Source organism: Nitrospirota bacterium, from assembly GCA_015233895.1.
Classification (GTDB): Bacteria; Nitrospirota; Thermodesulfovibrionia; order Thermodesulfovibrionales; family Magnetobacteriaceae; genus Magnetomonas.
Map to the genome: position 1 here is coordinate 1 of JADFXG010000005.1, position 26,134 is coordinate 26,134.

At 43.2% G+C, this 26,134-nt stretch carries 25 protein-coding genes; 14 read left to right on the forward strand and 11 right to left on the reverse strand.

Annotated elements, in window-relative coordinates:
• Positions 1-93: 93 nt before the first annotated feature.
• Together HQK88_05460 and HQK88_05465 are read right to left on the reverse strand one after the other, a co-directional pair.
• Entirely contained in the window at positions 94-669 is a 576-nt protein-coding gene (locus HQK88_05460) for a hypothetical protein (protein MBF0616249.1), read from the reverse strand.
• Positions 659-1,984, reverse strand: coding sequence for an NAD(P)/FAD-dependent oxidoreductase (locus tag HQK88_05465; protein ID MBF0616250.1), 1,326 nt, complete (start codon positions 1,982-1,984; stop codon positions 659-661). Before HQK88_05465 ends, HQK88_05460 begins: the two co-directional genes overlap by 11 nt.
• Positions 1,985-2,108: 124 nt before the next feature.
• Here HQK88_05465 and HQK88_05470 point away from each other — a divergent pair, with 124 nt between their 5' ends.
• The 7 genes from HQK88_05470 to HQK88_05500 all read left to right on the forward strand — a co-directional run bounded on the left by HQK88_05470 (position 2,109) and on the right by HQK88_05500 (position 8,167).
• The gene (locus tag HQK88_05470) at positions 2,109-2,495 is read left to right on the forward strand and encodes a cyclic nucleotide-binding domain-containing protein (GenBank protein ID MBF0616251.1); all 387 of its coding nucleotides are present in this window, start codon (positions 2,109-2,111) and stop codon (positions 2,493-2,495) included.
• Between the two features lie 145 nt (positions 2,496-2,640).
• Complete coding sequence (locus HQK88_05475; protein MBF0616252.1) at positions 2,641-4,695, forward strand: HEAT repeat domain-containing protein; 2,055 nt, start codon at positions 2,641-2,643, stop codon at positions 4,693-4,695.
• A 154-nt stretch (positions 4,696-4,849) separates the two neighbouring features.
• The gene (locus HQK88_05480) at positions 4,850-5,449 is read left to right on the forward strand and encodes a hypothetical protein (GenBank protein MBF0616253.1); all 600 of its coding nucleotides are present in this window, start codon (positions 4,850-4,852) and stop codon (positions 5,447-5,449) included.
• Positions 5,450-5,464: 15 nt separating this feature from the next.
• The gene (locus tag HQK88_05485; protein ID MBF0616254.1) at positions 5,465-6,358 is read left to right on the forward strand and encodes a 4Fe-4S dicluster domain-containing protein; all 894 of its coding nucleotides are present in this window, start codon (positions 5,465-5,467) and stop codon (positions 6,356-6,358) included.
• A gap of 12 nt (positions 6,359-6,370) precedes the next feature.
• Positions 6,371-7,615 (forward strand): polysulfide reductase NrfD, encoded by a 1,245-nt coding sequence (gene nrfD / locus HQK88_05490; GenBank protein MBF0616255.1) that lies wholly within the window; start codon positions 6,371-6,373, stop codon positions 7,613-7,615.
• Positions 7,612-7,839: an AtpZ/AtpI family protein gene (locus tag HQK88_05495; GenBank protein ID MBF0616256.1), complete on the forward strand. Its 228-nt coding sequence runs from the start codon at positions 7,612-7,614 to the stop codon at positions 7,837-7,839. The genes nrfD and HQK88_05495 overlap by 4 nt, the downstream gene beginning before the upstream one ends.
• Positions 7,832-8,167: an ATP synthase subunit I gene (locus HQK88_05500; protein MBF0616257.1), complete on the forward strand. Its 336-nt coding sequence runs from the start codon at positions 7,832-7,834 to the stop codon at positions 8,165-8,167. Before HQK88_05495 ends, HQK88_05500 begins: the two co-directional genes overlap by 8 nt.
• Before the next feature lie 71 nt (positions 8,168-8,238).
• Here HQK88_05500 and HQK88_05505 read toward each other — a convergent pair whose 3' ends face one another.
• The 3 genes from HQK88_05505 to HQK88_05515 all read right to left on the reverse strand — a co-directional run bounded on the left by HQK88_05505 (position 8,239) and on the right by HQK88_05515 (position 11,712).
• Complete coding sequence (locus tag HQK88_05505; GenBank protein MBF0616258.1) at positions 8,239-8,982, reverse strand: SDR family oxidoreductase; 744 nt, start codon at positions 8,980-8,982, stop codon at positions 8,239-8,241.
• Positions 8,983-9,241: 259 nt separating this feature from the next.
• Entirely contained in the window at positions 9,242-10,729 is a 1,488-nt protein-coding gene (locus HQK88_05510) for a 4Fe-4S binding protein (protein ID MBF0616259.1), read from the reverse strand.
• Complete coding sequence (locus HQK88_05515; GenBank protein MBF0616260.1) at positions 10,726-11,712, reverse strand: DUF362 domain-containing protein; 987 nt, start codon at positions 11,710-11,712, stop codon at positions 10,726-10,728. Before HQK88_05515 ends, HQK88_05510 begins: the two co-directional genes overlap by 4 nt.
• A 207-nt stretch (positions 11,713-11,919) precedes the next feature.
• Here HQK88_05515 and HQK88_05520 point away from each other — a divergent pair, with 207 nt between their 5' ends.
• A complete protein-coding gene (locus HQK88_05520) occupies positions 11,920-12,267 on the forward strand; it encodes a hypothetical protein (GenBank protein ID MBF0616261.1) in 348 nt (115 codons plus the stop codon).
• Between the two features lie 336 nt (positions 12,268-12,603).
• On the opposite strand, the gene HQK88_05525 is transcribed toward HQK88_05520, so the two are convergent.
• The 4 genes from HQK88_05525 to HQK88_05540 form a co-directional block, all read right to left on the reverse strand.
• A complete protein-coding gene (locus tag HQK88_05525; GenBank protein ID MBF0616262.1) occupies positions 12,604-13,848 on the reverse strand; it encodes a hypothetical protein in 1,245 nt (414 codons plus the stop codon).
• A gap of 122 nt (positions 13,849-13,970) precedes the next feature.
• The gene (locus tag HQK88_05530) at positions 13,971-15,179 is read right to left on the reverse strand and encodes a hypothetical protein (GenBank protein MBF0616263.1); all 1,209 of its coding nucleotides are present in this window, start codon (positions 15,177-15,179) and stop codon (positions 13,971-13,973) included.
• A gap of 364 nt (positions 15,180-15,543) precedes the next feature.
• Positions 15,544-16,455 carry a hypothetical protein gene (locus HQK88_05535; protein ID MBF0616264.1) on the reverse strand — a complete coding sequence of 304 codons (912 nt, stop codon included), beginning with the start codon at positions 16,453-16,455 and terminating at the stop codon, positions 15,544-15,546.
• Positions 16,452-17,690, reverse strand: a complete 1,239-nt coding sequence (locus HQK88_05540) for an aldo/keto reductase (GenBank protein ID MBF0616265.1) — start codon at positions 17,688-17,690, stop codon at positions 16,452-16,454. The genes HQK88_05535 and HQK88_05540 overlap by 4 nt, the downstream gene beginning before the upstream one ends.
• Positions 17,691-17,799: 109 nt before the next feature.
• Between HQK88_05540 and HQK88_05545 the strand changes: the two genes are divergently transcribed.
• Positions 17,800-18,921, forward strand: coding sequence for a virulence RhuM family protein (locus tag HQK88_05545; protein ID MBF0616266.1), 1,122 nt, complete (start codon positions 17,800-17,802; stop codon positions 18,919-18,921).
• Between the two features lie 102 nt (positions 18,922-19,023).
• Here HQK88_05545 and HQK88_05550 read toward each other — a convergent pair whose 3' ends face one another.
• Together HQK88_05550 and HQK88_05555 are read right to left on the reverse strand one after the other, a co-directional pair.
• A complete protein-coding gene (locus HQK88_05550; GenBank protein ID MBF0616267.1) occupies positions 19,024-21,168 on the reverse strand; it encodes a bi-domain-containing oxidoreductase in 2,145 nt (714 codons plus the stop codon).
• Between the two features lie 37 nt (positions 21,169-21,205).
• Positions 21,206-21,982 carry a TdeIII family type II restriction endonuclease gene (locus HQK88_05555; protein ID MBF0616268.1) on the reverse strand — a complete coding sequence of 259 codons (777 nt, stop codon included), beginning with the start codon at positions 21,980-21,982 and terminating at the stop codon, positions 21,206-21,208.
• A 316-nt stretch (positions 21,983-22,298) separates the two neighbouring features.
• On the opposite strand from HQK88_05555, the gene HQK88_05560 reads away from it, so the two are divergent.
• Genes HQK88_05560 through HQK88_05580 form a run of 5 tightly spaced genes read left to right on the forward strand, consistent with a single transcriptional unit; the run spans position 22,299 to position 26,126 of the window.
• Entirely contained in the window at positions 22,299-22,943 is a 645-nt protein-coding gene (locus tag HQK88_05560; GenBank protein ID MBF0616269.1) for a MotA/TolQ/ExbB proton channel family protein, read from the forward strand.
• 43 nt (positions 22,944-22,986) lie between these two features.
• Entirely contained in the window at positions 22,987-23,325 is a 339-nt protein-coding gene (locus HQK88_05565) for a biopolymer transporter ExbD (GenBank protein ID MBF0616270.1), read from the forward strand.
• Positions 23,325-24,296 carry a cell envelope integrity protein TolA gene (locus HQK88_05570; protein ID MBF0616271.1) on the forward strand — a complete coding sequence of 324 codons (972 nt, stop codon included), beginning with the start codon at positions 23,325-23,327 and terminating at the stop codon, positions 24,294-24,296. The genes HQK88_05565 and HQK88_05570 overlap by 1 nt, the downstream gene beginning before the upstream one ends.
• Before the next feature lie 27 nt (positions 24,297-24,323).
• The gene (gene tolB, locus HQK88_05575; protein ID MBF0616272.1) at positions 24,324-25,583 is read left to right on the forward strand and encodes a Tol-Pal system beta propeller repeat protein TolB; all 1,260 of its coding nucleotides are present in this window, start codon (positions 24,324-24,326) and stop codon (positions 25,581-25,583) included.
• Positions 25,584-25,601: 18 nt separating this feature from the next.
• A complete protein-coding gene (locus HQK88_05580) occupies positions 25,602-26,126 on the forward strand; it encodes an OmpA family protein (protein MBF0616273.1) in 525 nt (174 codons plus the stop codon).
• Positions 26,127-26,134 lie beyond the last annotated feature (8 nt).

The window sequence follows — 26,134 nt, forward strand, 5'->3', positions numbered from 1 at the left end:
ACTCATTGTGTCATGCCTCCTTTTTGTTATAACTGATAATATAATTCAGTTAGGCAGTTTCTGAAAATATACTTTCCAAAAAATGCTCTCTAATTAGACTTCATGACACAGTTTTTTGAACACTCTCGAAATTTCCGACAAATCAGCCCTGTCTTTATTGGTCAGAGGAGGCAGATTTAAGGCTATTCCCGGCAGGTTTACTCCGGCACGGCTTGTCAGCTTTCCGCCCTTTATGGCCGTACAAATTAACCCATTGTCTGTTATTTCTGAAACTATAAGAGTGATAGCTCCGTCATCAAGTAAAATCCGGCTCCCTGCGGTTACTACTGATGCCATCTGGGGATAATTTACACACACACCGGCACTGCTGCCCATAAATTCTTCTTCTGAGGGAATAAGTTTTACACGGTCTCCGGCACTCAGCGTTAATGGCGTATCAATGGGACCAACTCTGAGTTTTCTGCCCTTGATGTCAGCTCCAATTTTAACAGAGGATGACACACTCCTGACGGTTTTAACCAACTCCGCCATCTCACCCTGCGCCACATAAGACATGTTCAGGCGAAAGGCCGTAACTCCGGCAGTGATTAACTCTCTGAGCGTGTTTTTGTCTTTACTAACCGGCCCTATGGTAGCATGGATTTGCAAAGTGCTGTTTTTAACTAACATCCGGCGGGCGCTTTGGCTTAGGAGCAGGGAAAATCAACCGTATTGCTCTCTCAAGGAATAAATAGTCGACTGCCCAGTTAATCAGCACCATTACGCGGTTTCTAAAACCAATAAGATTCATCAGATGAATGACAAGCCACAGTATCCACGCAATAAAACCGGTAAAGGTCTTTTTGCCGATAAGGGCAACTGCTGAATTACGTCCGATTGTCACCATAGCCCCTCTGTCTTTATAAGTAAACGGCTGCAGAGGCTTATCAGCAATTGAGGCAAGAATATTTTTAGCGGTTAAAACCCCCTGCTGAAGTGCTACCGGGGCTGTCATAGGAAGCTGCCTTCGCCCCTCATCAATTGAGGATACATCCCCAATGGCAAATACCTCAGGGTATGCCTCAAGAGCAAGCGTGGGCAGCACCCGTACCAGATTGTTGCGAGTTACGGGAGTTCCCCACTTTTCTGTAATCGGGTCGGCACACACTCCCGCAGTCCAAACCACAGTTTCTGTCGGAATCACCCCTTTGTCTTTCAGGTGCACGGTCTGTCCGGTAACATGGGAGACAAAGGTCTGAAGCATTATCTCAACCCCCATCCGGCTGAGTTTGTTTTGTGCATAGTCTCTGAGATTTTTAGGGAAAGTCAGCAGAAGACTGTTTGCTGCCTCAATTAAGATTATATGGACATAGTTAAAGTCTATAGCAGGGTAGTCTTTTTTAAACGGCCCGTGAATCAGCTCGGCAAGTGCGCCGGAGAATTCCACTCCCGTAGGCCCCCCTCCCACTATCGTAAAGGTAAGCAGACTCTGCTTCTGCGTTTCAGATATTTTCCTTGACGCAAGCTCAAAACAGTTCAGGATGTGGTTTCTTAACTCAACCCCCTGATGAAGATTTTTAAGTTGAAACGTATGCTGAGCTGCCCCCGGAGTGTCAAAAAACTGAGTCACCGTACCGGTTGCCAGCACCAGATAGTCATAGTGAATGGCGTAGCCAGAGCTTTTTACTATTTTATTTGCAAAATCTATTTTTTCAATATCAGCCATAATAAACTTTACGTTAGAATATTTCCTTAATGTACTCCTTATAGGATAGACAATGTCCTCAGGTTCAAGTTCTGCTGCAGCTACCTGATAAAGAAGAGGAAAAAACGTGTGATAGTTATTTCTGTCAACAAGCAGAACATCAACATTTTTTTTGTTAGCGAGGGATTTTGCTGCCCAAAGCCCGCCAAAACCCGCCCCCACGATAACAACACGCTTGCGCCCTTGCTGTTTATCCGCCCCCGCCCCTGCCCCCTGATATATATCCGCTGCTCTGTCCATAGCGCTGTTCAATACATAATATATAAAACCTGACGATTATATCAATATGACGTTTTAATTATTTAAAAATTATGTTACAATGATGGAATGTGAGAGTTGACAATATCACAAGAGGCAGGAACAGATGAGAAGAATAGTGGTAAAAGAAACGTATAAGGATGGGCAGGTGATTTTTAAGGAATCCAGTTACGGCGAAGGTACCTATGTGATTCTTAGCGGGAAAGTGCACATCGTAAAAAAAATCAATAATGTTGATATAGTTATAGCTACCTTAGAAAAAGGAGATTATTTCGGCGAAATGAGTTATCTCGACAGACAACCACGTTCAGCCTCGGCTGTAGCTGTGGGAGAGGTGCAGTGCGGTTTGCTTGATAAGAATTTTCTTGAAGATGAAATCAATAAAACCTCAGAAGAATTCAGATTAATATTAAACACTTTGGTTGAAAGGCTAAGACAGACCACATCGCAGCTTGTGTCGCTGACAGCAGAAAATCATCTTTTGAAAAAATAGAGACAATATCCTGTTGCTGCAGCTAAACATGCTGTAGCTGACAGAGTTAGTGCCATGCAGAAGGATAACGGCGCTCGTTTGATTTGAATGACATAAGAGAGGATATAGTAATTACAGATCCACTATGGACGTATTGAACTAAGCTATGTTTGAAGGAATAAGAATAAAGAAGATTCTGGTCAGGCTTGAAGATGCAAAGACTGAGGACGAGCAGAATAAGGCAATAGATGATTTAATATCATTTGGGAGTGCTGCCTTTATTCGTGTTGTTGACATATTCAGGAGCAGGCGTATCAATTATGAGCGGTTTCACTACATTGTACAAAGGATTTGCGACGAAAGCTGCCTTTATGAGGTGTTACCCCTGATAGGTGACAGACAAAGTGATGTCAGAATGGTAGCTAAGGAATTGATCCTGAAAAAATGGAAAGAGCAGTCAATCCCTTTTCTTATAGAATACCTTAAGTCTTCTGATATGACTGTTCGGGCTAACGCCACCGAGTTGCTGGGTGTGATAAAAAGCCAGCAAGCTGTGCCTAAGCTCATTACTATTTTTAACGAATGTGATTCTGAAACAAAGAAAAATATAATCAAAATATTGTCTGAAACCGGAGGCCCTGCAGCGTCAAAGGTGATAATGGGGGCTCTTAACGACAGTGTACTTTCAGTCAGAGTGGCTGCAGTAAAAGCACTGGGTGCCATGAAAGACCATGATGCAGTGAAGCTCTTAACAGAGAAACTCTCCGAGGAGGACACACAAATCAGACGAGCCACTTTGGAGGCTCTTGGCTCTATTGGGGACAAACGGGCGGCACTCCCCATGCTGTTAATGCTCAGAGACACCGATATGATAATCAGGCAAAAAGCCGTTGAGTATATCCTCCAGGTGGCAGACTCTGAGGTCATACCGGATGTTATAGCGTTAATGAGAGACAGGGATGTTAATGTAAGACGTTGTGCTGTGGATGTTTTAAATGGCCTAAAGGATTCAAGAACATCAGAGGTGCTGCTTAAAGCCATGAAAGACTCCGACTGGTGGGTACGGCAGATTGCCACAGATGCGCTGTCGGAACTTAAGGGAGAAAATATAGTCAGGTTTTTTGTAACCATGCTTAAGGATTCTACTGATGAGAGTATGCGGCGGCTGGCGGCTGAGTTTTTTTCAAAGGTGCCGGATGAGTCGGCTCTTGAGCCTTTAATTCATGCCCTTGATGACACTGACTGGTGGGTTAGAGAGAAAGCTGTGACAGCTCTCGGTGCGTTGAAAAATAAGCGGGCTGTGGAGCCTCTTTCTAAATTAATGGAAGATGAGGAAATAAAAGGAGTTATACCGGATGCTCTCTTTAAAATTGGAGGCGCTGAGGTTATCCCGCCATTACTTGCTTTAATGAATGACAGGCAGAAACGTGTGCGTATTGAGGCCCTTAAAGCGCTGGGGAAACTTAAGAACCCTGATTCAGTACCGCACATCAAGGAGCTTCTCAATGACGACGATGATGATATTAAGATTGAGGCTGTTGACACCTTAAAAAAAATCACAGGGAAATTATTCAGAATCGGAGATGGTAAGTCACAGGAGACAGGAGCCATTGGAACTAAGACCGTTGTTGGCCACATGCTTCCTGAAGGCTCCATTCAAACCGAGGCTATCCTTGTCGTTGACTTATGTGATTCAACTGGTATCGCCAACAGATACGGAGATCAGTTCGCCCTTAACCTTACAAAAACACTCACAGAAACTGCAAAACCCATTTCACGGCGTGAACAGGCTCAATTTTCAAAGAGTACCGGAGACGGCTTTCTTATAACGTTTCCCAAAATTAGAAACGCTGTTAACTTTGCTTTAGACCTGCTCAGAGAGATAGCTAAGTATAATGAGGCCACTGAGGATTCGGCACACATAGACCTGCGTTTTGCCATTAACTTTGGTGAGACGAGAACTGATGCTAAAGGTGACAGACTTGGGGTTGCCACCAATATGACTTTTCGCGTAGAGGGTGTAAAGTCTGCCGATTTAAAACCATTAGAGGGTGGAATGAAACCTGAAGACATGCCCCTTGTAAACAGAATATTTGTAACTGAGCACGTAGTTGGCGAGGCAGCTAAAATGCAAGGAATAAAAGTTCAGCCGGTCGGATTTTTTGAACTAAAAGGAATTGCCGGCCTTCATAAAGTGTTTGAACTTAAATGCACGGGTTAATGCGGCAGGCGGATTAGAAACAAAGTGCGCTGCCATAAAAATTTTATGCGGTTATGTAATTAAAAAAAAATATTTGGAATACTACTTTTTTTTTTATATTGTTTTGATTATAATAGCGTGAGTTAAAAAAATATATGCCAGAGAGGTTATAAAGATGGCTGGTAAACTAGTTTATTTTTTGTTATTAGTAGTAGTGATGGTTGCAATGCCTGTTTATTCAGAAGCTCAGGATAACACGACAACAATGGACAATTCAACGGAAAATGATGTTCCCAAATTTGTAACAACAAAGCCACAGTTTACAGAGGGGATTTTCCCGTGTTCTAATTGTCATGCCGCAATGACACCCAACCGCCAAAGGCGCGAGCTTTCCTTTCACACGGAAATCCAGTTAAATCATGCAAAAAGACAGCGTTGGTGCCTGGACTGCCACGACGCAGATAATCGTAACGTGCTGAAACTGGCTAATGGCGACCATGTGACTTTTGAAGAATCCTATAATCTTTGCGGGCAATGCCACGGTAACATTTTCAGGGATTGGAAAACAGGGATTCATGGTAAAAGGATAGGATATTGGAACGGAGATAAGACCTATTATCTGTGCGTGAACTGCCATAATCCGCACTCGCCGCATTTTAAACCCTTAAAGCCGCTTCCTATGCCTGCTCATCCGCAAGATGTCACAAAAATAAAAAGCACTACATCAATTGAAGTTGACGGCAGGAAACTCTACATACCTGTGTATGAAAAGTGAAGGACGGAGAAACTTATGAATAGAAGAAATTTTCTAAAAACAGCAGCATTGGGAGTAGGCGGCATACTGCTTCCGGCAAAAGACAGTCCGGCATCTGTATGGGAGTCTTTTTTTCAGAAGTACTACAGGGAAATGAACGATAAAGAGAAAAAAGACGTTGTAGCAAGACTTGAGAAGGAATATGAAGAGAAATATAAAAAGCACATAAAAGTTAAAACTAATGCTCCGCTGCCCAAGGTACTTTATGGCTACGGTCTTGATTTATCCCGTTGTGTTGGCTGCAGACGGTGCGTTTATGCTTGTGTTACCGAAAATAACCAGTCGCGCAATCCTCAAATTCAATATATAACAGTGTTACAGTTTGAACAGGGTGAGAAATGGGTCAGCGATCTTGAGGAATCCAATAAGTACTATAACCCGGAGACAGTGCCTGCTCCTGAGCACTTTTATATGCCTGTTCAGTGCCAGCAATGTGAGAAGCCGCCTTGTGTGAAGGTATGCCCTACGCAGGCCACGTGGAAAGAGCCGGACGGAATAGTGGTGGTTGACTATAACTGGTGCATAGGGTGCCGCTACTGTATGGCGGCGTGTCCGTATAACGCCCGTAAGTTTAATTGGGGAGAGCCGACTATACCAGTAGATGAGATAAACACAGAGACTCATTATCTTGGAAACAGGCCGCGCATTAAGGGCGCTGTTGAGAAGTGCACTTTCTGTATACAAAGAGTTCGGGAAAACCCCGGACGGTACCCTGCGTGCGTGGAGGTCTGTCCGGTTGGAGCACGGAAATTTGGCAATCTGCTTGACCCGGAAAGTGAGATTCGAGTTTTAATAGAAACTAAGCGTGTGTTTCGACTTAAAGAGGAGCTTAATACGCAGCCTAAGTTTTACTATTTCTTTAGTTTATAGAGGAGAATGAATATGACATTGCTGCAATTTATCAGAGATTTATTCAAAGAAATTACCAAAGGAAACAAAGCATATTTTATTTGGCTTGGCTTACTAAGCATAGTGATGTTAAATGCACTGGTTTCCTATATCATGCAGCTTAATAATGGTTTGATAGTTACTCACATGAGAGATCAGGTCTCGTGGGGCTTTTACATATCAAACTTTACATTTTTAGTCGGTGTGGCTGCCGCTGCAGTAATACTGGTAATACCCTCGTATATTTATCATTTTAAACCAATCAAAGAGATAGTGCTTTTTGGTGAGATGATGGCTGTAACGGCAGTGCTGATGTGTTTAATGTTTATCACCGCGGATCTGGGTAAACCTCTGGTTGCATGGCATTTATTTATAACTCCGAACTTTCCGCGTTCAATACTCATGTGGGACGTAATAGTGTTAAACGGCTACCTTATATTGAACACATTAGCCGTCTTTTATGTTCTCTTTAGTGCGGCTCACGGGCGTGAATATAAAATGGTCATTATGTGGCCATTGGTGCTAATATCAATACCGTGGGCGTTTAGTATTCACACGGTGACCGCTTTCTTATATAACGGTTTATCGTCAAGGCCATTTTGGAACGCCTCAATAACAGCACCTCGTTTTATCGCATCAGCAATGTGTTCGGGACCTGCACTTATGATACTTGTGTTTCAGGTAGCCAGAAAAGTCTCAGACATTGTGGTTAACGATAAGGCGATTTTTAAGATAGCCGAGCTAATAGCATATGCTATGGGCATCAACCTTTTTCTGTATGCCTCTGAGATATTCAAAGAGTTTTACTCACAAAGCATTCATCTTGCTCCGATGGAGTATCTGTTTTTTGGACTAAAAGGCCACACGCTTTTAGTGCCGTTTACATGGGTTGCAATGGTGTGTAACCTTACAGGTTTTGTAATTTTTATGTCACCAAAACTTAGAAATCGTTTCTTGTTTTTAAACATAGCTTGTGTGCTTGTTTTTATAGGGGTTTATATTGAAAAGGGTATGGGCTTTGTAATCCCCGGATTTGTGCCTGATACGTTAGGAGAGATATATGACTATTTACCATCATACATTGAGTTAAGCTTGAGTGCTGGTATCTGGGCATTTGGCGCCTTTTTCTACACACTTTTGCTTAAAATAGCTATCCCTATATATAAAGGGGAACTGAGTTTTCTTTCCCACAACATGAGACATAGCCTCAGAGACTTACACAAGCCAGCAGTTCATTGACAGATAAAAAAAAATCCGGCCTGTTCAGGCACCTTTTCTTTGCCAGTCAGGTCGGATTAAATATTGTTGTTGCAACAGCAGTTGGATATGCAATAGGGCGTGGGCTTGATTACTTATTCGGCACGACTCCTTGGTTAACTATTATTTTTTTGATTTTTGGTATCATTTCCGGCTTTTTTGAAACGTTTCGCCTTGTTCAAAAAGCGATAAAAGAAGATGATTAAGACCGTAACACTCTGCACCATCGTTTTGTCCATAGTGATATGTACAGTCCTGTACATTATGGGGTTTAGCGACACTGCCTTTAGTGTATTAATCGGGAGCTCTGTAACTTTAATCAATTTCATCCTTTTGTCATATGGAATTACAAAACTTTTGGACGCTAAACCAGTTGCGATTTTTTTTAATAGTTTTCGTTTGTTACTATTCATTGCAATATTTTCAACATTGATATATTTACGGCTTGCAAATGTGGTCGGATTATTTAGCGGTTTTACCATTACTATCGTAACAATCGCAGTTATTGGAATAATACATTCTAAAATAACTTAGGTCTCAAATAAATAAGGGGGAAAGACAGAATCCTTCCCCCTAAGTAAGTTCTTTTATGAAATTACTAAAAACTATATTCTCATACCGCCATCAACTTCAAGCACTCTGCCGGTAAAGAAATCATTTTCGATTATGAACTTTACAGCTAAAGCAATCTCAGCCATCTCGCCAAGACGTCCGACAGGGATTTGCTGAATTATTTTATCTAAAACATCTTGTCTTATTTTAGCAACCATCTCGGTGTTGATGTAGCCGGGTGCTATGGCGCCCACTCTGATGCCATAAGCGGAGAGCTCCTTTGCCCAGGTTACAGTCATTCCGTCAACTGCTGACTTTGTTGCTGTGTAGTTTGTCTGTCCCTTGTTACCAGAGCGGCTAATCGAGGAGATATTTACTATTACTCCCTTAACCTTATTCTTGACCATATGATAGGCTGCTTCTCTTGCGCAAAGAAACACTCCTGTCTGGTTAACTGAAATAACTTTATTCCAGTTAGAAAGCTGAAATTTTTGTGTCTCTTCACCCTTCTGTCTTACAAAAAGGCCGTCTGCCGTTATCCCGGCATTGTTAACCAATACGTCAGGTGCGCCATATTTTCCTACATAGTCATTGAAAAATGCCTCAACAGATGCTTCATTGGTAACATCCACAATGGCGCCGTCTATGCCAGTGTCTGCCTTAAGTGAATCAAGGTTTTCCTGAATAACATCTACTGCAAACGGTACTGCTCCGGCAGCCTTCAGATCAGTTCCAAACTGTCTGCCCATACCACGTCCACCGCCTGTGATTATTACTTTCTTGCCTTTTAAATCCATATCTACACTACCTCCTTTGTTTTATTAGTATGATTACAATTACATTGCGTCGATCATATTCTAAAGTAGCCGCACCACGAATTTTATAATAAGTTTTATTAAATAAGCAAGTTATTTTTTATTCTGTGAATCATCTTATAACGAGTAGCAGTCAGAAGTATAACGAGGCGGCAAGGAGAAAGCGACGTAGGCGTACTTTTAGTACGTTGAGGAGCTTTTGACGAAGCCAACAAAGTTAGGCGATTGACTGCTGCTTGTATTAATTTGCCTTTAAAATCATCTGATTAGTTTTAGATCTGTGTTCGCCGATAGATGTGATATACACGGCAGGACTGTCATGAACCGGGCACTTGTTTTGACATATACCACAGCCAATGCAGTGTTTTGTATCAATAAAGGGGCGTTTTAATATTTTTGTGCTACCATCTCTCATGGTAAGCTCTGTGTTTTGAAACCATATGGCTTTGGGTGAGGTTGGGCAGACCTCCTCACACACGATACACTCGATGTTCATAGCCCATGGGAGACATCTGCCGCGGTTATAAAATGCTGTGCCGATTTTTGTCTTTATCTTTTTTTCAACCGTAAGCGGCATGATAGCGCCAGTTGGGCAGACATGCCCGCAAAGCACACAGTTATGTTCGCAGTAGCCGATTTTGTTAATTAAAACCGGAGACCACAAGCCTTCAAGCCCTGCCTCAAAGAGGGCAGGTTGAAGTACGTTGGTAGGACAAACTCGCATACACTCGCCGCATTTTATACAGCGTCTGAGGAAATCTCCCTCAGGGATTGACCCGGGAGGCCGGATTACACTGGCTGTGTCCAGAGTGCGTGCATTAACAGCGCTTTTCATCATAGGAAATAACACGGTTGTGGCAAGTGCGGTCTCTACTATTCTGCGGCGGTTTACATCAAGAGGCATTTGGTCAGAACTTTGCTGGTTTTTTAATCCGTAGTGCAGCGCTCCCTCAGGGCACTCCTCAATACAGGTCATACAGAGATGACACTCACTTTGCCTAAGGGCAGCATGAGGATCGCAGGCGCCATGACAGTACTTCAGACATTTACGGCAATCTGTACATTTTTTTGTATCGCGGCGAATCCGCATTGGCGAAAAGGCTGATATCACCCCCAATAGCGCACCAAGCGGACACAGTGCCCGGCACCACAGGCGTGTCAAAAACCGGTTTGAAAACATCACAGCTATAAATATCAGAGTGATAATTATCCCGCCGCTAAATATCGGCTGTTTAAGGTACATTGTGATTGCAGAATGATTTAAGGCAGGCAACATAGAAATGGTAAAAGAGCGAGTTAAAAAGGAAATCGGATCAAACAGTCCGGTCTGAAGAGAGCCAAAGGCTGCCAGAACTATTAAAAAGGTAAGAAGGTAATATTTAAAAGCAAAAAAACTGCGGTAGGAATTAATTTTGTTGTGATCAATGTTTTTGCGCTTATTAAAAATATGGCTTACCCACTGATTTAAAATACCCATAGGACATATCCATGAACAGAAGAAGCGCCCAAGAAAAACAGTTGGTATAATGACAAGAAGCGATAAGATGATTCCTTTATAAACGGTGAAACTGCTAAGCAGTGTGGCAAGAAACGTTAGCGGACTCAACTCTAAAAAAAGCGCCGTTTCATAGCCTTTTAAGTGCCTGAAATCTGTAGCAAAGAGAAGTACAAGGAAAAGTACGAAAAAAAACACAGAGTAAATCCTGCGTATGGTTGTTAGTTTGCTCAAACGGAAAACTCCTCATGACGAAGGGCATTTTTCCAGTCAGAAGTACCAGTGCCTCTTACCTCGGCAATTTTAAGAAAAGCGACATCCCCGGTTTTTAAATCCAGATATTTCAGGCAGCAGGCATCAATGGCTACCTCATCGGTGCCTGCAATTATTGTGTTTTCAGCCGATACGTCCGCCAGGTTTCCGCCCGTTGGGCCGTTTCTTTTTAGCACCCGTGTGGCATCCATAACGGTCAGAGTGGGCCTTACGGCAGAGGCAAGGTCAGAGATAGAGATATTTATCTCCTGATGAAGCCGATTTCTCTTTCCACCCAGAATTCCATACCAGTTTTTCATTGAAAGCGTACATTTGCTTAAAGAGTGGTGTTTTAAAACTGGAATGTTTATCACTCTGTCGGCCTGATGTAAAAAACTGACAACAGGCCACACTTTTAGTATCTCGCCTTTTAAATCAGTGTAGAGAAAATCGTTTTCGGTAGGGATTTTTACCTTTCCACCGGCTTTTAACACAGCAGGTTCTATCCCTGAGCGGGCAAAACTCCTGTAAGGGTCATTTATTGACACATCTGTGACCCAGACCTCTCTTGCTCCGGCTGAAAGACAGAGCGTTACAACTGCCGCAACAACCTCAGGATTGGTATTTGCTGCAATCTCTGGTTGTCTGTCCCATCCCACGTTTGGCTTAATGAACACACGCTGTCCTTTTTCCACAAATTTCGACATGCCGCCCAGTTTTTCCACCGCAGCAGTTACCATCTTAAGCACGTCCTTGCCGTGAACTATACATAGCTTAGGATAAACGTCCGGGATTACGACACGGTGGTCTTTCAGGACATGGATTTTTCCCTCTTGTCTTTTTACCGGTTCCTTACTATAAAAAACTACCCCAGCGGCTGCCACCCCAAGAGAAAGTGCACACGCTTTCAGAAAATTGCGTCTCTCCGCTGAGACATTCTTTGAGTTTGGATTATCCTCTTTCATTTATGCTTTCCGCGAGAAAGTCACTGATAGTATTATTATACCATTTTGCCTATGTGGTAGAATAATTATTATGCACCACGCATCACAATTTGCCTTTATACCATGAAGCGGTACAAACAATGAATACACCGCAACGGAAAGAAATACACAGGACTCCGTGGCCAATGGATTTTCCTGATATTGTAATTCATACGACCGTACAAGAGCGTGACGCGCATCCATGCTATAAGGCCGCCAAAGCTCAGGATGGTAACACCTGCTATATTTACGGGACAGGTGCACAATGGAGCTGATTATGTTATATTAGATGACCATGAAGCATTGGAGAGAAAATATGGACAAGAACTTGACGAATTTTGGCGTGGCAGCTTCGGACATGGAATCCCAACCCTTACCGAGGCCGAAGGGGGCAATCTCTTACGTCAATCATCATTTGACGTCATCCGAACTCGCTTGGCTAAGGCAGCAGATGAAGCACGCGGGCGAGGTTTTCCGGCAGTTGAAATCAAGAGAAGCGAAGCCGGACAGTATCGGTTGAAGAAAGGAAGAGAATAAGCTCCTTCCGTTTTTAGCAAAGTAGCCAGCAGGCTGTCACTTTGCGAAAACACCCCAAAAACCTATAAAGAAACAAAAACTGCCACACTGCTTTTTGCCAATATTGGTGGCAATTTTAGTGTACAACTTTTAACACTTTGACAAAAGAATCCTTTTTGTCTAGTAAAACAGAGACCCGTACTTTGAAGTTTTACTATCACGGTATTCCTACCGGTGAGGATGTTGGAATCTTTGATTAGATAATGAAGGAGTCAGGGAAGAGCATCAATTTCAGCTTCCCTCTCGTAACCACGAAAACTCTTCCTGACCATTCCTATCTATAATTTAGGTCGCAGTTTAATAGACAGTATAAGTAAAATACTTGTACTCGTACTGATTCCAACTTGAATCATAAACTATTTCAAAATAATAATAAGTACCTGTAGAAGCAGTGTATGGAACATATATATTCAGATTGCTTGCAGAAAATGTCTGTCCTGCTGATATAGTTTGCCCGTTGGTTTGAGCCCACCAGATGCCATTGGCTGTGTAAATATAGGCATACGTGTAATAGGTGGAACTTGTGTTGTTGGTAATGGTTGAGGAAAATGGGCCCACGTTACCACCACGAGAGACCGATGTTGTGGTCGGCGCTGTAAGTGTGTGTGTGAGTGTTGAGGATGAAGTGGAACTATCTACTCCAGTGTATATATAGCCACCGGTATTCGCATCAACAGCCGCAAGTTTAGTGCCGTCCGATGATGACGCTATTGAGTACCACCATCTGCTACCAGCGCTTGTTTGAGCTGTCCATGTTGCACCTGAATCGGTTGAGGTGTATATATACCCAACAGAACTACCATAGCTAATATAACTATCCCCGGCAGCAAGTTTAGAACCATCTGATGAAGACGCCATCGAGCACCAACCTTTTATACCAGCGCTTGTTTGCGCAGTCCATGTAGCACCTGAATTGGTTGAGGTATAAATATAGCTTCCATAAGCCACAGCCGCAAGTTTGGTGCCGTCCGATGATGACGTTATTGACCTCCAAAATCTGTTGCCAGCACTTGTTTGCGCAGTCCACGTAGCACCTGAATCCGTTGAGGTGTATATATAGCCGCCTGAACCTGAACCATAATAATCACCAGCCGCAAGTTTAGTGCCGTCCGATGATGACGCTATTGAGTACCAAAGTCTTGCACCAGCGCTTGTTTGCGCTGTCCATGTAGCGCCTGAATCGGTTGAGGTGTATATATAGCCACCATAATCATAACCATTATTCCCACTATTCCCAGCCACAAGTTTGGTGCCGTTCGCTGATGACGCTATTGAGTGCCAATATCTGCCGCCAGCACTTGTTTGCGCTGTCCATGTAGCGCCTGAATCGGTTGAGGTATAAATATAGCTGCCTGAAGTACCATAATTACCAACAGCCACAAGTTTGGTGCCGTTCGCTGATGACGCTATTGAGGCCCAACCTCCGCTGCCAGCACTTGTTTGCGCAGTCCAAGTGTAATCTGCTTGCGATACTGTTGGTATAATCACTGTTAGCATTACAGCCATTACTAAAAACCCTTTTAAAATTTGTTTAAATAACAAACTATACCTCCAAAATAACATATTTGATATGCCCATATATGACAAAATTAATTTTTGTGGTGACTAAGCAACACAAACACTATCTGTGTTTGCACTGGCTCACCACCTTTTACCAAACTGTCTTAATAGACAGTATAAGTAAAATACTCGTAATCGTACTGATTCCAACTTGAATCATAAACTATTTCAAAATAATAATTAGTACCTGTAGAAGCAGTGTATGGAACATATATATTCAGATTGCTTGCAGAAAATGTCTGTCCTGCTGATATAGTTTGCCCGTTGGTTTGAGCCCACCAGATGCCATTGGCTGTGTAAATATAGGCATACGTGTAATAGGTGGAACTTGTGTTGTTGGTAATGGTTGAGGAAAATGGGCCCACGTTACCACCACGAGAGACCGATGTTGTTGTCGGCGCTGTAATCGTGTGTGTGAGTGTTGAGGATGACCCTGATGAAACGCCTGTGTAAATATATCCGCGATAAGCTCCTGCAGCGAGTTTAGTGCCGTCCGATGACGACGCTATTGTCTCCCAATTTCTGCCGCCAGCATTTGTTTGTGCAGTCCATGTAGCGCCTGAATCTGTTGAGGTGTATATATAGCCACCTAAATATAAAGGACCATAATAATCAACAGCCGCAAGTTTAGTGCCGTCTGATGATGACGCTATTGATTCCCAAAATCTGTTGCCAGCACTTGTTTGCGCAGTCCATGTAGCACCTGAATCCGTCGAGGTATATATATAGCCTTCATTACCATCAAAAGTCGCAAGTTTAGTGCCATCCGATGATGACGCTATTGAGTACCAAGATCTGCTGCCAGCGCTTGTTTGCTCAGTCCATGTAACGCCTGAATCGGTTGAGGTATAAATATACCCTTGATTTTCTACAGCAGCAAGTTTAGTGCCGTCCGATGATGACGTTATTGAGATCCACCATGACCATCTGCTGCCAGCGCTTGTTCGTGCAGTCCATGTAGCGCCTGAATCGGCTGAGGTGTAAATATAGCCTTCAGAGTCACCAGCCGCAAGTTTAGTGCCGTCCGATGATGACGCTATTGACCACCACCATCTGCTGCCAGCGCTTGTTTGCGCAGTCCATGTAGCGCCTGAATCCATTGAGGTATATATATAGCCACCCCAATAATCACCAGCAGCAAGTTTAGTGCCGTCCGATGATGACGCTATTGTCTGCCAATGTCTGCTACCGGCGCTTGTTTGTGCTGTCCAAGTGTAATCAGCATGGGACAGCGCTGGTATAAGCACTGTTAGCATTACAACCATTACTAAAAACCCTTTTTTTAATTTGTTTGACTTAGAGATAACTACCATACTACACCTCCAAAATAGCATGTGATGCTCCACCAAATCAGTAGACAGATGATAAGCTACACCATTATTCAGTTTGAAGTCAACGGGAGCTGCTGTCGCATGGCATAATCTGCGTTTTGGTAAACAAAGACAGAATGATTAAGGCAGAAAAAATTTACATTAGTGTACGTTATTTATAGAGGCATTGATGTTCCATCCGTACGTTATCATAAGCGCAAACTGGGGTGCGTCGCTACATGGAAATGAGCAGCCGAGCGGATTCATAACAAAAAAGCTTGTAACTTATTCTTAATATATACATACTGATTTCTGTAGAGAGCAAATTTGTTGCCCTGCTAACTGACTGATTTGTTTACTATGCTAATCATTGTTTAATAACCTTGCCGATAATCCCGTCATCCACATCTCCGTACAGGGCAAACACCCGTTCTCCGTTTGGTATCAGATACCAGGTTCCTTCGTAGGGGTCAGTTATCTTGTAGTACTTAGCGTTGGTGTGTGCTACCTCTTCAAACTTTACCTTAGACTTATTTAAAAACGATATTGTTTGCTGAATAATTACTGCTGAGTTTTCTTTTGTAGCACTTAACAGAGCAATGGTAACATGCTTGCTGACGATGGTGTATTCCCGCTCAAGAACATTTTTCATAAAATCAACTCCGCGGTAGCTCTCCTTTATGAAGCGTATGGCGGTCGGAGTGCCGACATCAGGAAATGCGGCAAAAAGTGGGAACGGTTCAGGATTTGGGTTAACTGAGGCTGCTATTTTACCTGCAATAGTTTTTATATCAAAACCGCCGGAAAAAGACGTGACTTTAACAAAGTATCGGCCTGTGAAGAAATTTATTCCTTTTGAGGTCATATATCCCATGTTTCCAATTTCAACGGACTCTGCACCCTCGGACAGCTCTCCTGTCAGTACGCCAAAGGCCTGAATTGGCAGCGACATGTCATAAACCTCCACAGTGATGTCAGGACTTGCCGGATTTCCATTCGTTTTAATATACTCAACAACGTTGAGTGATACAAAACCGTTACCGATGAAATAATCAGCGTGGCCATCAATATACTCATAGAGGTTATCCTTAGAAAAAGAGCGCGGATTTGGCAGCTGTTTTAAATCATCAATTGAAGCGGGCAGGCTAACGCCTGAACCATGAGACTTAAAGTCAATAACTGCAGGATCATAGTGCTGTCCGGTAAGATAAATTACCGCCGCAATTATCGGCAATAGCCCTAACAGCGAATATGAGGCAATGTTTGAAGCAGTTCTCATACTATGACAGGGTCTGAGCCGTCTGGGGTCGCTGACCCCTCAAAAGTTAAAGATCTGTGTGCCTCTAAAAGCATCTCACCTACCGGGAGCCCATACGGACAGGCGCTGGTGCACGATTTAGTCGTACAAGTGCTGCATATATCGGCTTTGTTTTTAAGTGAGGCATAAGAGGTCATAGCGCGTTTTTCCATCCCGTAATCGTGAAAGTACATTGTGTATCTTAAAGCCGAGGCAATTTCCACTCCGTACTGGCATGCCGACTGACAGGAGTCACAGCCAGTGCGGCAGTAGCTTGAGCCGTAGAGAGCGGCATATTTCTGTAATATGTGTTCATCGCGTGCCGTAAAATCCTTTCCTGAGGCAGGGAGGTAGTTATCGAGATCACTTATGCTTTTAATTGTAACAATGAGACCGTTAACCTCCGGGTGTTTCAGTGTCCATTTAAGCGCAGACTGTGCAAAGTCAGCGCCCTTAAACTCAAGGTTCATATCTTTTGCTCCGGCAAGGGTTTTCATGGCTATGACGCCTACGCTATGTTTTTTAGCTTCTTTTATTACATCCGGGAGCTGCGGGAATTTCATAAAATTAAAAGATGTCATAATCATATCGAATTTTCCACTTTTAACAGCCTCCATCAGAAGTGATTCCATGTTTGATGGGCCGTGAGAGGATACAGCAAGAAACTTTATCTTACCACTTTTTTTAAGAGAGTCCACAGCTGAGAACATATTTTCATCAAAGAGGCGTTTCATTTCGGCATCTTTCTCTTTGTTCATCTCCCCTATGGCATGTACAAAGCAAAAGTCAAGGTAGTCGGTTTTCATCCGCTTGAGGCTATCCTCTACCGACTTAACGTACATCTCTTTTGAAGAGCCTGCCGGAAGATGTGCAGGATAAGGGAGTTGGTTACAAAATTTAGAGGCTATGATAATCTTATCGCGCTTTATATTTTTCATTGCCTCGCCAATAAATTCCTCAGAGCGTCCGTAATCGGGAGCGGTGTCAAAGTAGTTTATCCCGCGATCAATTGCGCGAAGTACCATAGAGGCAGCTGGAATATGCCCACCTCCAAACGATATGTCACTCATTTTAAGACCGGTTTTCCCGATTTCCTGGTAGCGTTTCACTGTGGCTTGAGTATCGTCTGCTGCCTGAACACCTTTAGCATCAAAAACAGAAGCGGCGGCAAGGGCAGTCAAAGCAGCTCCGCTTTTTAAAAAATCGCGTCTTTCCATTATAATATCCCCCTATAGTGTTTCAGTTTTACATATTCCTCAGATGTAATTATATCATAAGTTGTAAAAAAGTGTTAAAATGTAGCATCTATTTAACGGGGAGCATTTCATGACGCAAACAAATGGAAAAGATAAAAATCATTCACCTCAAGACAATCCTGAGAGGAACATTTTGATATACAAAGATGGCGCACTGCGACTTCAGGTTCGCCTTGCCGGAAATACTGTATGGTTAACCCAACGTGAACTTGCCGAACTCTACCAAACCAGTGTACCAAACGTAAACATTCATATTTCCAGCATTTTTGAGGAAGGTGAACTCTCACCTGAGGCAACTATTAAGAAATACTTAATAGTTCAAATTGAGGGTAAACGTAAGATTCAGCGTGATGTTAATCATTACAACCTTGACATGATTCTTGCTGTCGGGTACAGAGTTCGCTCACAACAAGGCACGAGATTCCGGCAGTGGGCAACTCAGACCCTGAAGGAGTATATTGTTAAGGGATTTGTTCTTGACGATGAACGGCTGAAAGAAGGCCGCACACCAGTGGATGATTATTTCGATGAGCTCCTTGAGCGAATCCGGTCAATCCGCGCCTCCGAGAGGCGTTTCTATCAGAAAATAACGGATATATACTCAACTAGCATTGATTATGAACCAAATGTAAAGATTACTCTGACATTTTATGCCACCGTACAGAATAAGCTACACTGGGCAATTCACGGACAGACTGCCGCCGAGGTTATAAAACACAGAGCAGATGCAAAAATGCCAAATATGGGGCTTACGACATGGAAAAACGCTCCCCACGGACAGATTCGTAAAACCGACATTACAATAGCTAAGAACTATCTGACTGAGGATGAATTGCGTGAGCTAAACCGGATAGTCAACATGTATCTGGACTATGCCGAGCTTCAGGCTAAGAATCGCAAACCCATGCACATGTCCGATTGGGTAAAAAAACTCGATGCCTTTCTTGAATTCAACGAACAAAACATTTTGACCCACGCAGGCAAGGTATCACATGAATTGGCGCAAGAGCACTCAGAGCAAGAGTTTGAGAAATTTGAGGCTGAGAGACGGCTAGTTGAGGCTCAGGAGCAGACCAGCGATTTCGATAGGGTCATAGAGGACATCAAACAATTGAAAAATTCCCCTGATAAAAATTCGGCGGAACGCCGGTTAAAAAAGTCTTTACCTACAAGAAAACCTACAAAACATTAAATTAAACCTACCAATCGCTAACATCATAACCGAGGGGTCACGGGGAAATCATTTCCCCGTGCAGGTTAGGGTCTAAGGGGAAGGACAGAGTCCTTCCCCTTATCATGTATTCTTCGCTTTTAATTCCACGGTTACCGGTTTTCCGGTCTTTGAAGACTCAACGGCGGCAAATGAGGACAGTGTGATTTCAATCAGTTCATCAAAAGGAATAGGGGATTTGTTGCCTGTCTCTACTGCCCTCAAAAACTCAGTAATCTCCCTGACGTGTCCTTTGTCCTGAGCAAATTGCTTGTGGCTCTTGCCTTTGCCAAAGCAAGTTAGAGATTTGAAATTATCTATCACATACACCCGTCCCTCTGAAAACACCTCTATGCGTTCTTTGGGATAGGCTTTGCTGCCGTTTGAAAAATAATTAATCGTACCGATTGAACCGTCCGAGCATTTTATAGTTATACACATTTTATCAGTGTCGGTGACGCTGTGCCCGTGTGTGCTTATAGAGTAAACCTCTGTAATTCCAGATCCAGTAAAATATCTGATTAAATCTATAAAATGACACGCCTCCCCAATTATCCTGCCGCCTCCGCTCTCAGCGTCATGTACCCAGTGGCTGCCCTCTATTACGCCCGCATTTACCATTATATTGATACACAGAGGGTCGGATTTTGAGCTTAATGACTCTTTGAGTTTTTTGCTGAATACTGAAAATCTTCTGTTAAATCCTACAAGTAAAATTCCGTTTGAATTCTTGTGGGCATCAATTATATCTCTTAGTTCAGCTTCATTTAATGCAAGTGGTTTTTCAACAAAAACATTTTTGCCACTCCGCAGTGCTCTTACCACAAGCTCAGCGTGGCTCCCGTGCCGTGTAGAAATAAACACCGTGTTGATACCGCTATCTTCAAATACCCGTGAATACTCTGATGTGGCAACTGCAAAGCCAAATTTCCGTCCCAAAGCTGACACGTTGCCGCCACTTGCACTTGCTATTGTTTTAAGAGCTTCCCCGGAGTTCCTTAAATTTGGTAAAAGCACCTGTTTTGCAAAATTCCCAACCCCAATGTATCCAATTACGGGTTTTTCAGACCTGCCGCTTACCGGTTTGCTATCAAGCTCTATACTAAAATCAGGCTTTGGCGTGTCCTTTTCATACTGCAGCACTATGCCAAGGGGATTTTCAGCCATAAGAAGGTCATAGGCTTTTACGGCATCAGTAAAAGGAAAAGAGTGGCTAATCAGTGGTTTAACATCAATTTTACCGGCAGTCATCATATCTAAAACTGCTTCAAAATTTCTCTTAAGTGTCCACCTTACGTATCCAAAGGGATAATCTTTACCAAGCTCCTCATACCCTCTGTCATATCTTCCCGGGCCGTATGAGCACGACACCTGAAAGGTCAGCTCTTTATCGTAAAACGGTCTTCTTTTAAGCTCAAGTCCGGTTACTCCGGTAAGAACGATTTTTCCACGCTTTTTACTCATCTCCGCTGCATAGTCAACAGGCTCAGTGCTTTTGGTTGAAGCTGCCACTATAACTCCATCCATCCCCATCCCGCGGCTAAATGCCAGTGCGGCCTCAACCGGTGATTCATTCCCAGAAAGCGTAAATCCAACCGCTCCGAAACTCTCCGCGAGTTTCACCTTATCCGCATTTATATCAATCCCAAAAACCCGGCACCCACAGGCGATAAGAAGTTGTACTGTCAGTTGCCCAACTAATCCAAGACCAATTACACAAATGCTCTCGCCAAGCGCAGGATTTAACAGACGTATCCCCTGAAGCGCAATTGCGCCCACAACTGTAAACACAGCTGATTCATCAGAAACGTTATCGGGAATTCTGGCAGCAAGGTTTTTTGACACACAGACAAACTCAGCGTGCCCTCCGTTACAAACCACTCTGTCACCGCGATAAAACCCATCTACATTACGGCCTACGCTAAATACCTCTCCAACAAGAGAGTACCCGGGCACAATGCCGTCATCGAGTTTTGCCCTTACAGCATCAAGTGTAGGCATAAGGCCGTCTGTTTTAATCTTATTAATAACCTGATTTACTTTCTCAGGCTGACTCTTTACCTTTTCTATCAGTGAGCCTCTGCCAAACTCTAAAAGCATACGCTCCGTGCCAGTTGATATCAGACTAAGTGCGCTCTTTACAACAACAGACTCCCTGCCTACTTGCGGCACCGGTGTCTCTGTAAAGGAGATCACTCCGTTTTTTAAGTTTTGTGTTAGTGATTTCATTTGATTTTTGAAGTCCTTATTTGTTTTTCAGTCTTCACTAACTATATTTCGCAAAATAATCGTTAATTTCATCCCGCAATTCAATCCCTGTTCTTTCAAAGATATCGAGTAAAACCTGATATGTACCACTACCACCAAGAAAATCCCAAAACTCATCGGCTACCTTCAATTCGCTATTAATGTCTAACATCCCGCGCATCATCCAGCGGCTATAGGGTTGAGGTTCATAAGGATTATACGGTATCGCAACGAGTGTCTGGACATTTGCGGTTGGGTACACTGCAAGTGTTGCAGCTACCCATTCTAATAGGGTTCGTTTGAACCCCTTAAATTCACCGGCGTTTAGTTTTGCTGTTTTAAGATCAATGAAATAAATTGTGCCATCGTGCGAAACGAGTTTAATGTCGGCTTTTGTCAGCTTTACGGTTTTCATCTCTCCATGCGTGCAAACCGCTCTGATTGCATTGACTTCCTCTTGTTTACTTGGTGCTATGTTAGCGGTTGCTAATGCGTCAATAATGTTTTGAATAACCCTGTGCGCTTCAGTTGAAATTTGTTTTCCCACAGACTGTTGTGATTCTGCAGATACAAAATTTGAGGATGATAGCGCTAATGCAACCGGTTCAAAGATACTTGTGCCAAAACTTGTGTTTAAAGAATGTATAAAAGAATATAAGGCGAGTGTGTCTTTACCAAGTAACCTTGTATGAAATGGCATATAGGCTGGTTCTGGATTATGATTTTGCAATTTCCGTCTTAAGGCATTACGCAGCACGTTTTCAACGTTTATGATTTGTTTCTGAGATAACGTCAATAGTTTCTCTTTAGATGGAATATGGTTTCATAGTATGCACCTTTGTCTTTTTCTGTGCGGTTTAATACAGGACGTTTATATTGATTAACGATGTGCATCCCGCATCCTTTGTGATTTCATTAACCGATTTCAAGCTATGTATGTTTCCTCGCTCATATGTTCTCTGATATTGGATTTTAGCGTATTTCCATCAATGTTTTCAACCGGATTAAAAACAAACTCATCGAGGGGTGCGTCCTGATTTAAATTTACGGCTTACAAAAAAAGTAATTTGACTTTATAAGATTTAATAGTGTACAATGTTAATTGATTTGGAATGGAACAGACAGTAATAAATTTAATTCTGCAAGCAGGTTACGTTGTCAAGTTTGTAATGTTGACACTGTTAGTGTTTTCAGTGGTGTCGTGGGGCATAATAATTTATAAGTGGCGTTTCTTTTCAAAGGCCAAGCGGGAATCCAACGATTTTGTAAGATACTTCAGAGCGGGTAAGGAGCCTGGCGGGCTAAATAAATTGGCCAGGTCATGCACAGTAAGCCCTCTTGCAAATATCTATACCTCAGTCTATGAAGACCGGGATGTGTCAGGGACAGATGGCATAAGAAGAGCGTTAAACAGATACGGTGCACTTGAAACCGCTAATCTTGAGAGATATTTGAACTTTCTTGCTACAACAGGTTCAACAACACCATTTATAGGGCTGTTCGGTACAGTTTGGGGTATTATGAACGCCTTTAAAGGAATAGGGGCAGCCGGTTCGGCATCCCTTGCCGTGGTAGCCCCCGGTATAGCAGAGGCTCTTATTACTACTGCCGCAGGTCTTGCTACAGCCATACCTGCTGTTATCGGTTATAACTACTATCTCAGCATGGCAAAGAGAATGATTGTTGAGATGGAGGATTTTTCAGAAGACCTGCAAGCTTTTTTTGAGGGACTGATTATTGAAAGTAGAAAAAAATAGGTCTGCCCTCTCGGAGATAAATGTAACCCCACTTGTTGACGTTATGCTGGTCTTGCTGGTGATTTTTATGGTTACGGCTCCTATGATGAAACAGGGCATGGATATTGAGTTACCAAAAACCAAAGGCACATCACTTCCAAATCAGGAGAGATTCACTGTCAGTATAAAAAAAGACGGTGTGCTTTACCTCAACACGGAAAAGATGACTGAGGAATCTCTGATTGATAAGCTTAGAAATGTCAGCACAGTAAACCCTGATGTGTATCTTGAAGCAGATAAAACCGTCCCCTATGGCCGGGTAGCCGAAATAATGGCTGAAATAAAAGCGGCAGGCATAGAAAAGCTTGGCCTTGTTACTGAACCAAAAGTAAATGAAAAATAATGAAGCAACCGAGTATTCAGTTAGCTGCTGTTGCATCTCTGATTATTCACGCTGCGGCCTTTATGCTGCTGGTTTATATAGCTAACAGACATCCGGCTTTTAACATGCCGAAGGCTTATACCGTAAACCTTGTCTCTGTGCCTAAAATGTCACCTGCTAATCTGCCTTCAAAGGGGGAGCCGCCAAAAGCCCCCAAAGCTGAAAAAAAAGAACAAGAGGCCAAAGAGCTGAAAGAACAGGCTGAGGTCAAGGAGGCTGAGGCAAAACCACCTAAGGCTGAACCTGAAAAACCCGCCAAAACCGAGCTAAAAGAACCTGTGGCCAAAAAAAAGGTAAAACCGGAAAAGCCCAAAGAAGAGCCTAAGAAACCAGAAAAACCTAAAGTAGAGGTTAAAAAACCGGAAAAACACGTTGAAAAAGACAAGGGCATAGAACCGCCCAAAGAAAGAGTTAAGGATGAAAGGCCGGAAAAACCAAAGGAATCGCAAAAACCAAAAGTAAAACCGGAGGAGAAACCCTCAAAGCAAGAAACCTCTAAAGAGGATACCTCTTCTGTTGAGGACAGGATAGCGGCACTGAAAGCTAAAAAGAAACTACAACAGCACGCTATGCAAAGGGCGGTTGTAGATGTGGGTGTATCAAAAGCAAAGCCGGGCCAACTTGCCTCAGGCACCGGTGAAGGGGCAATGCCCTCAACCGGTAACGTCATAACGGATGAGTATGCGTCGGCTGTCAGTGCCCACATTAAAAAGAGATGGGTCTATCCTGAGGCAGGTAAAAAAGGGCTGCTTGCTGTGGTTACCTTTACAATAAGGAGGAATGGCCAAATCGAAAACGTACAGCTTGAAAAGAAATCAGGAAATACTTTTTATGATCGCTCTGCCCTTGCCGCTGTGACAAAATCGGTTCCTTTGCCGCAGCCGCCTTATGATAATTTTGAATTAGGTGTTAACTTTAAGGATGACTTTTAACAATTTTATGGGGGATTGAGTTTGACTATGAGAAAAATGTTTGTAGGGTTCGTTTTCTTAACCACCGTGTTGTTTTATGCAAGTGCCGATGCACGGCTGTATGTGGACATAACATCGCCTGGGATGAGGAAGATGCCCGTTGCCGTACAGGACTTTCCAGGCCTTGTGGAGGGTAAAGAGGTCTCAGACACTGTAGAGTCCGATTTGGGTTTTACCGGTGTATTTACAATGTTAGAAAAGCCCAGACAAGTAGAGGGTCCGGGTGCGCCATTCAGTCCTAACAACTGGAGACCGCTCGGTGTCGATGCAGTTGTAAAAGGTACCCTTGAGATGAGCCCAAACGGGGAGATTAGTGCCACTGTAACCGTATATGATGTTTCAGAGGCGAATGCAATGATGAAAAAGAAATATGTAACAAGAAAGGATTTAATAAGACCCCTTGCCCACCGCATAGCCGATGACATATATGAGGCAATAACCGGCCAGAAGGGAATTTTCAGCTCAAAAATCGCCTTTGTAGCCCAGGGCAGTGAGGGCGGCTCAATTTACCTTATGGACTATGACGGACAGAGGATGAAAAGGATAGTAAGCCGCGGCAGTATTACGATGAAACCACACTGGGCTCCGGGTGGTAAGAAGTTAGCCTACTCATCACTGAGAAATGGCAAATGGGCGATATTCATGCTGGATTTTGACAGTGCGGCGGAATCCGTTTTCTTTTCCTCATCGGGAACCAACCTTGCCGGAGATTTTACTCCGGATGGCAAGTACCTTCTGTTGTCATCATCAAGCAAAGGTTCTCCGGACATTTACATGCTGCATCTTACAACGAAAGTTTTAAGCCGGATTACTTACTCAGACGGCATAGAGGTCTCTCCATCCCCCTCTCCTGACGGCAGCCGGATAGCATTTGTATCTGACAAGAGCACGACCCCACAAATATACACTATGTCTTTTGATGGCTCTGATGTAAGGAGAATATCCTATGAAGGTAACTATAGCACATCTCCTGAGTGGTCACCCGCAGGAGATAAGATAGTGTTTGCCTCAATGCGAGGGGGACAGTTCCAGGTATTTACGGTAAATCCTGACGGCACCTCACTGGCTCAGTTAACCCAGGAGGGGACAAATGACGAACCATCTTTTTCGCCTGACGGCAGATACATAACCTTCACATCCACGCGTGACGGCTCAAAGGGCGTATATATAATGAACTCAGACGGACAACAGCAGCGGAGGATAACTCCAAGAAACATAAGGGCCTTTGGCCCTTCATGGTCACATTAAACCTAAGGGGGAACACTGATGAAATATTTAGTATTGGTCATGTCGCTTTTGGTATTTGTAGCGGGTTGTGCAAGCGATGCCACAGTGAAAGACGACAGCCAAAAACAGAAAACTGTAAAGTCGCAAAGAACAGACGATGGCATTTCACTCAACAAAGAGGGGATAAGTGATAAGTCCTTAACAGATGAGCAACTGAAAAATGTAATGAATACAATCTTTACAGATGTGCATTTTCCCTACAATAAGTACGATATATTGGAGGAGGACAAGGCGTCTTTGAGGTTAAAATCAGACTGGCTGCTGAAACATCCCTCTGTTACACTTATCATAGAGGGACATTGTGATGACAGAGGGTCAAGCGAATATAACCTCGCACTGGGAGACCAAAGAGCGATGTCAGTTAAAAACTTCATTGTATCTCTTGGGGTACCTGCCGAGAGGATAGATACCATGAGTTTAGGTAAAGAAAAACCAATTTGCACTGAAGAAAATGAAAGCTGCTGGGGTATGAACAGAAGGGCGCACTTCATTTTAAACAGATAGCATAGGAG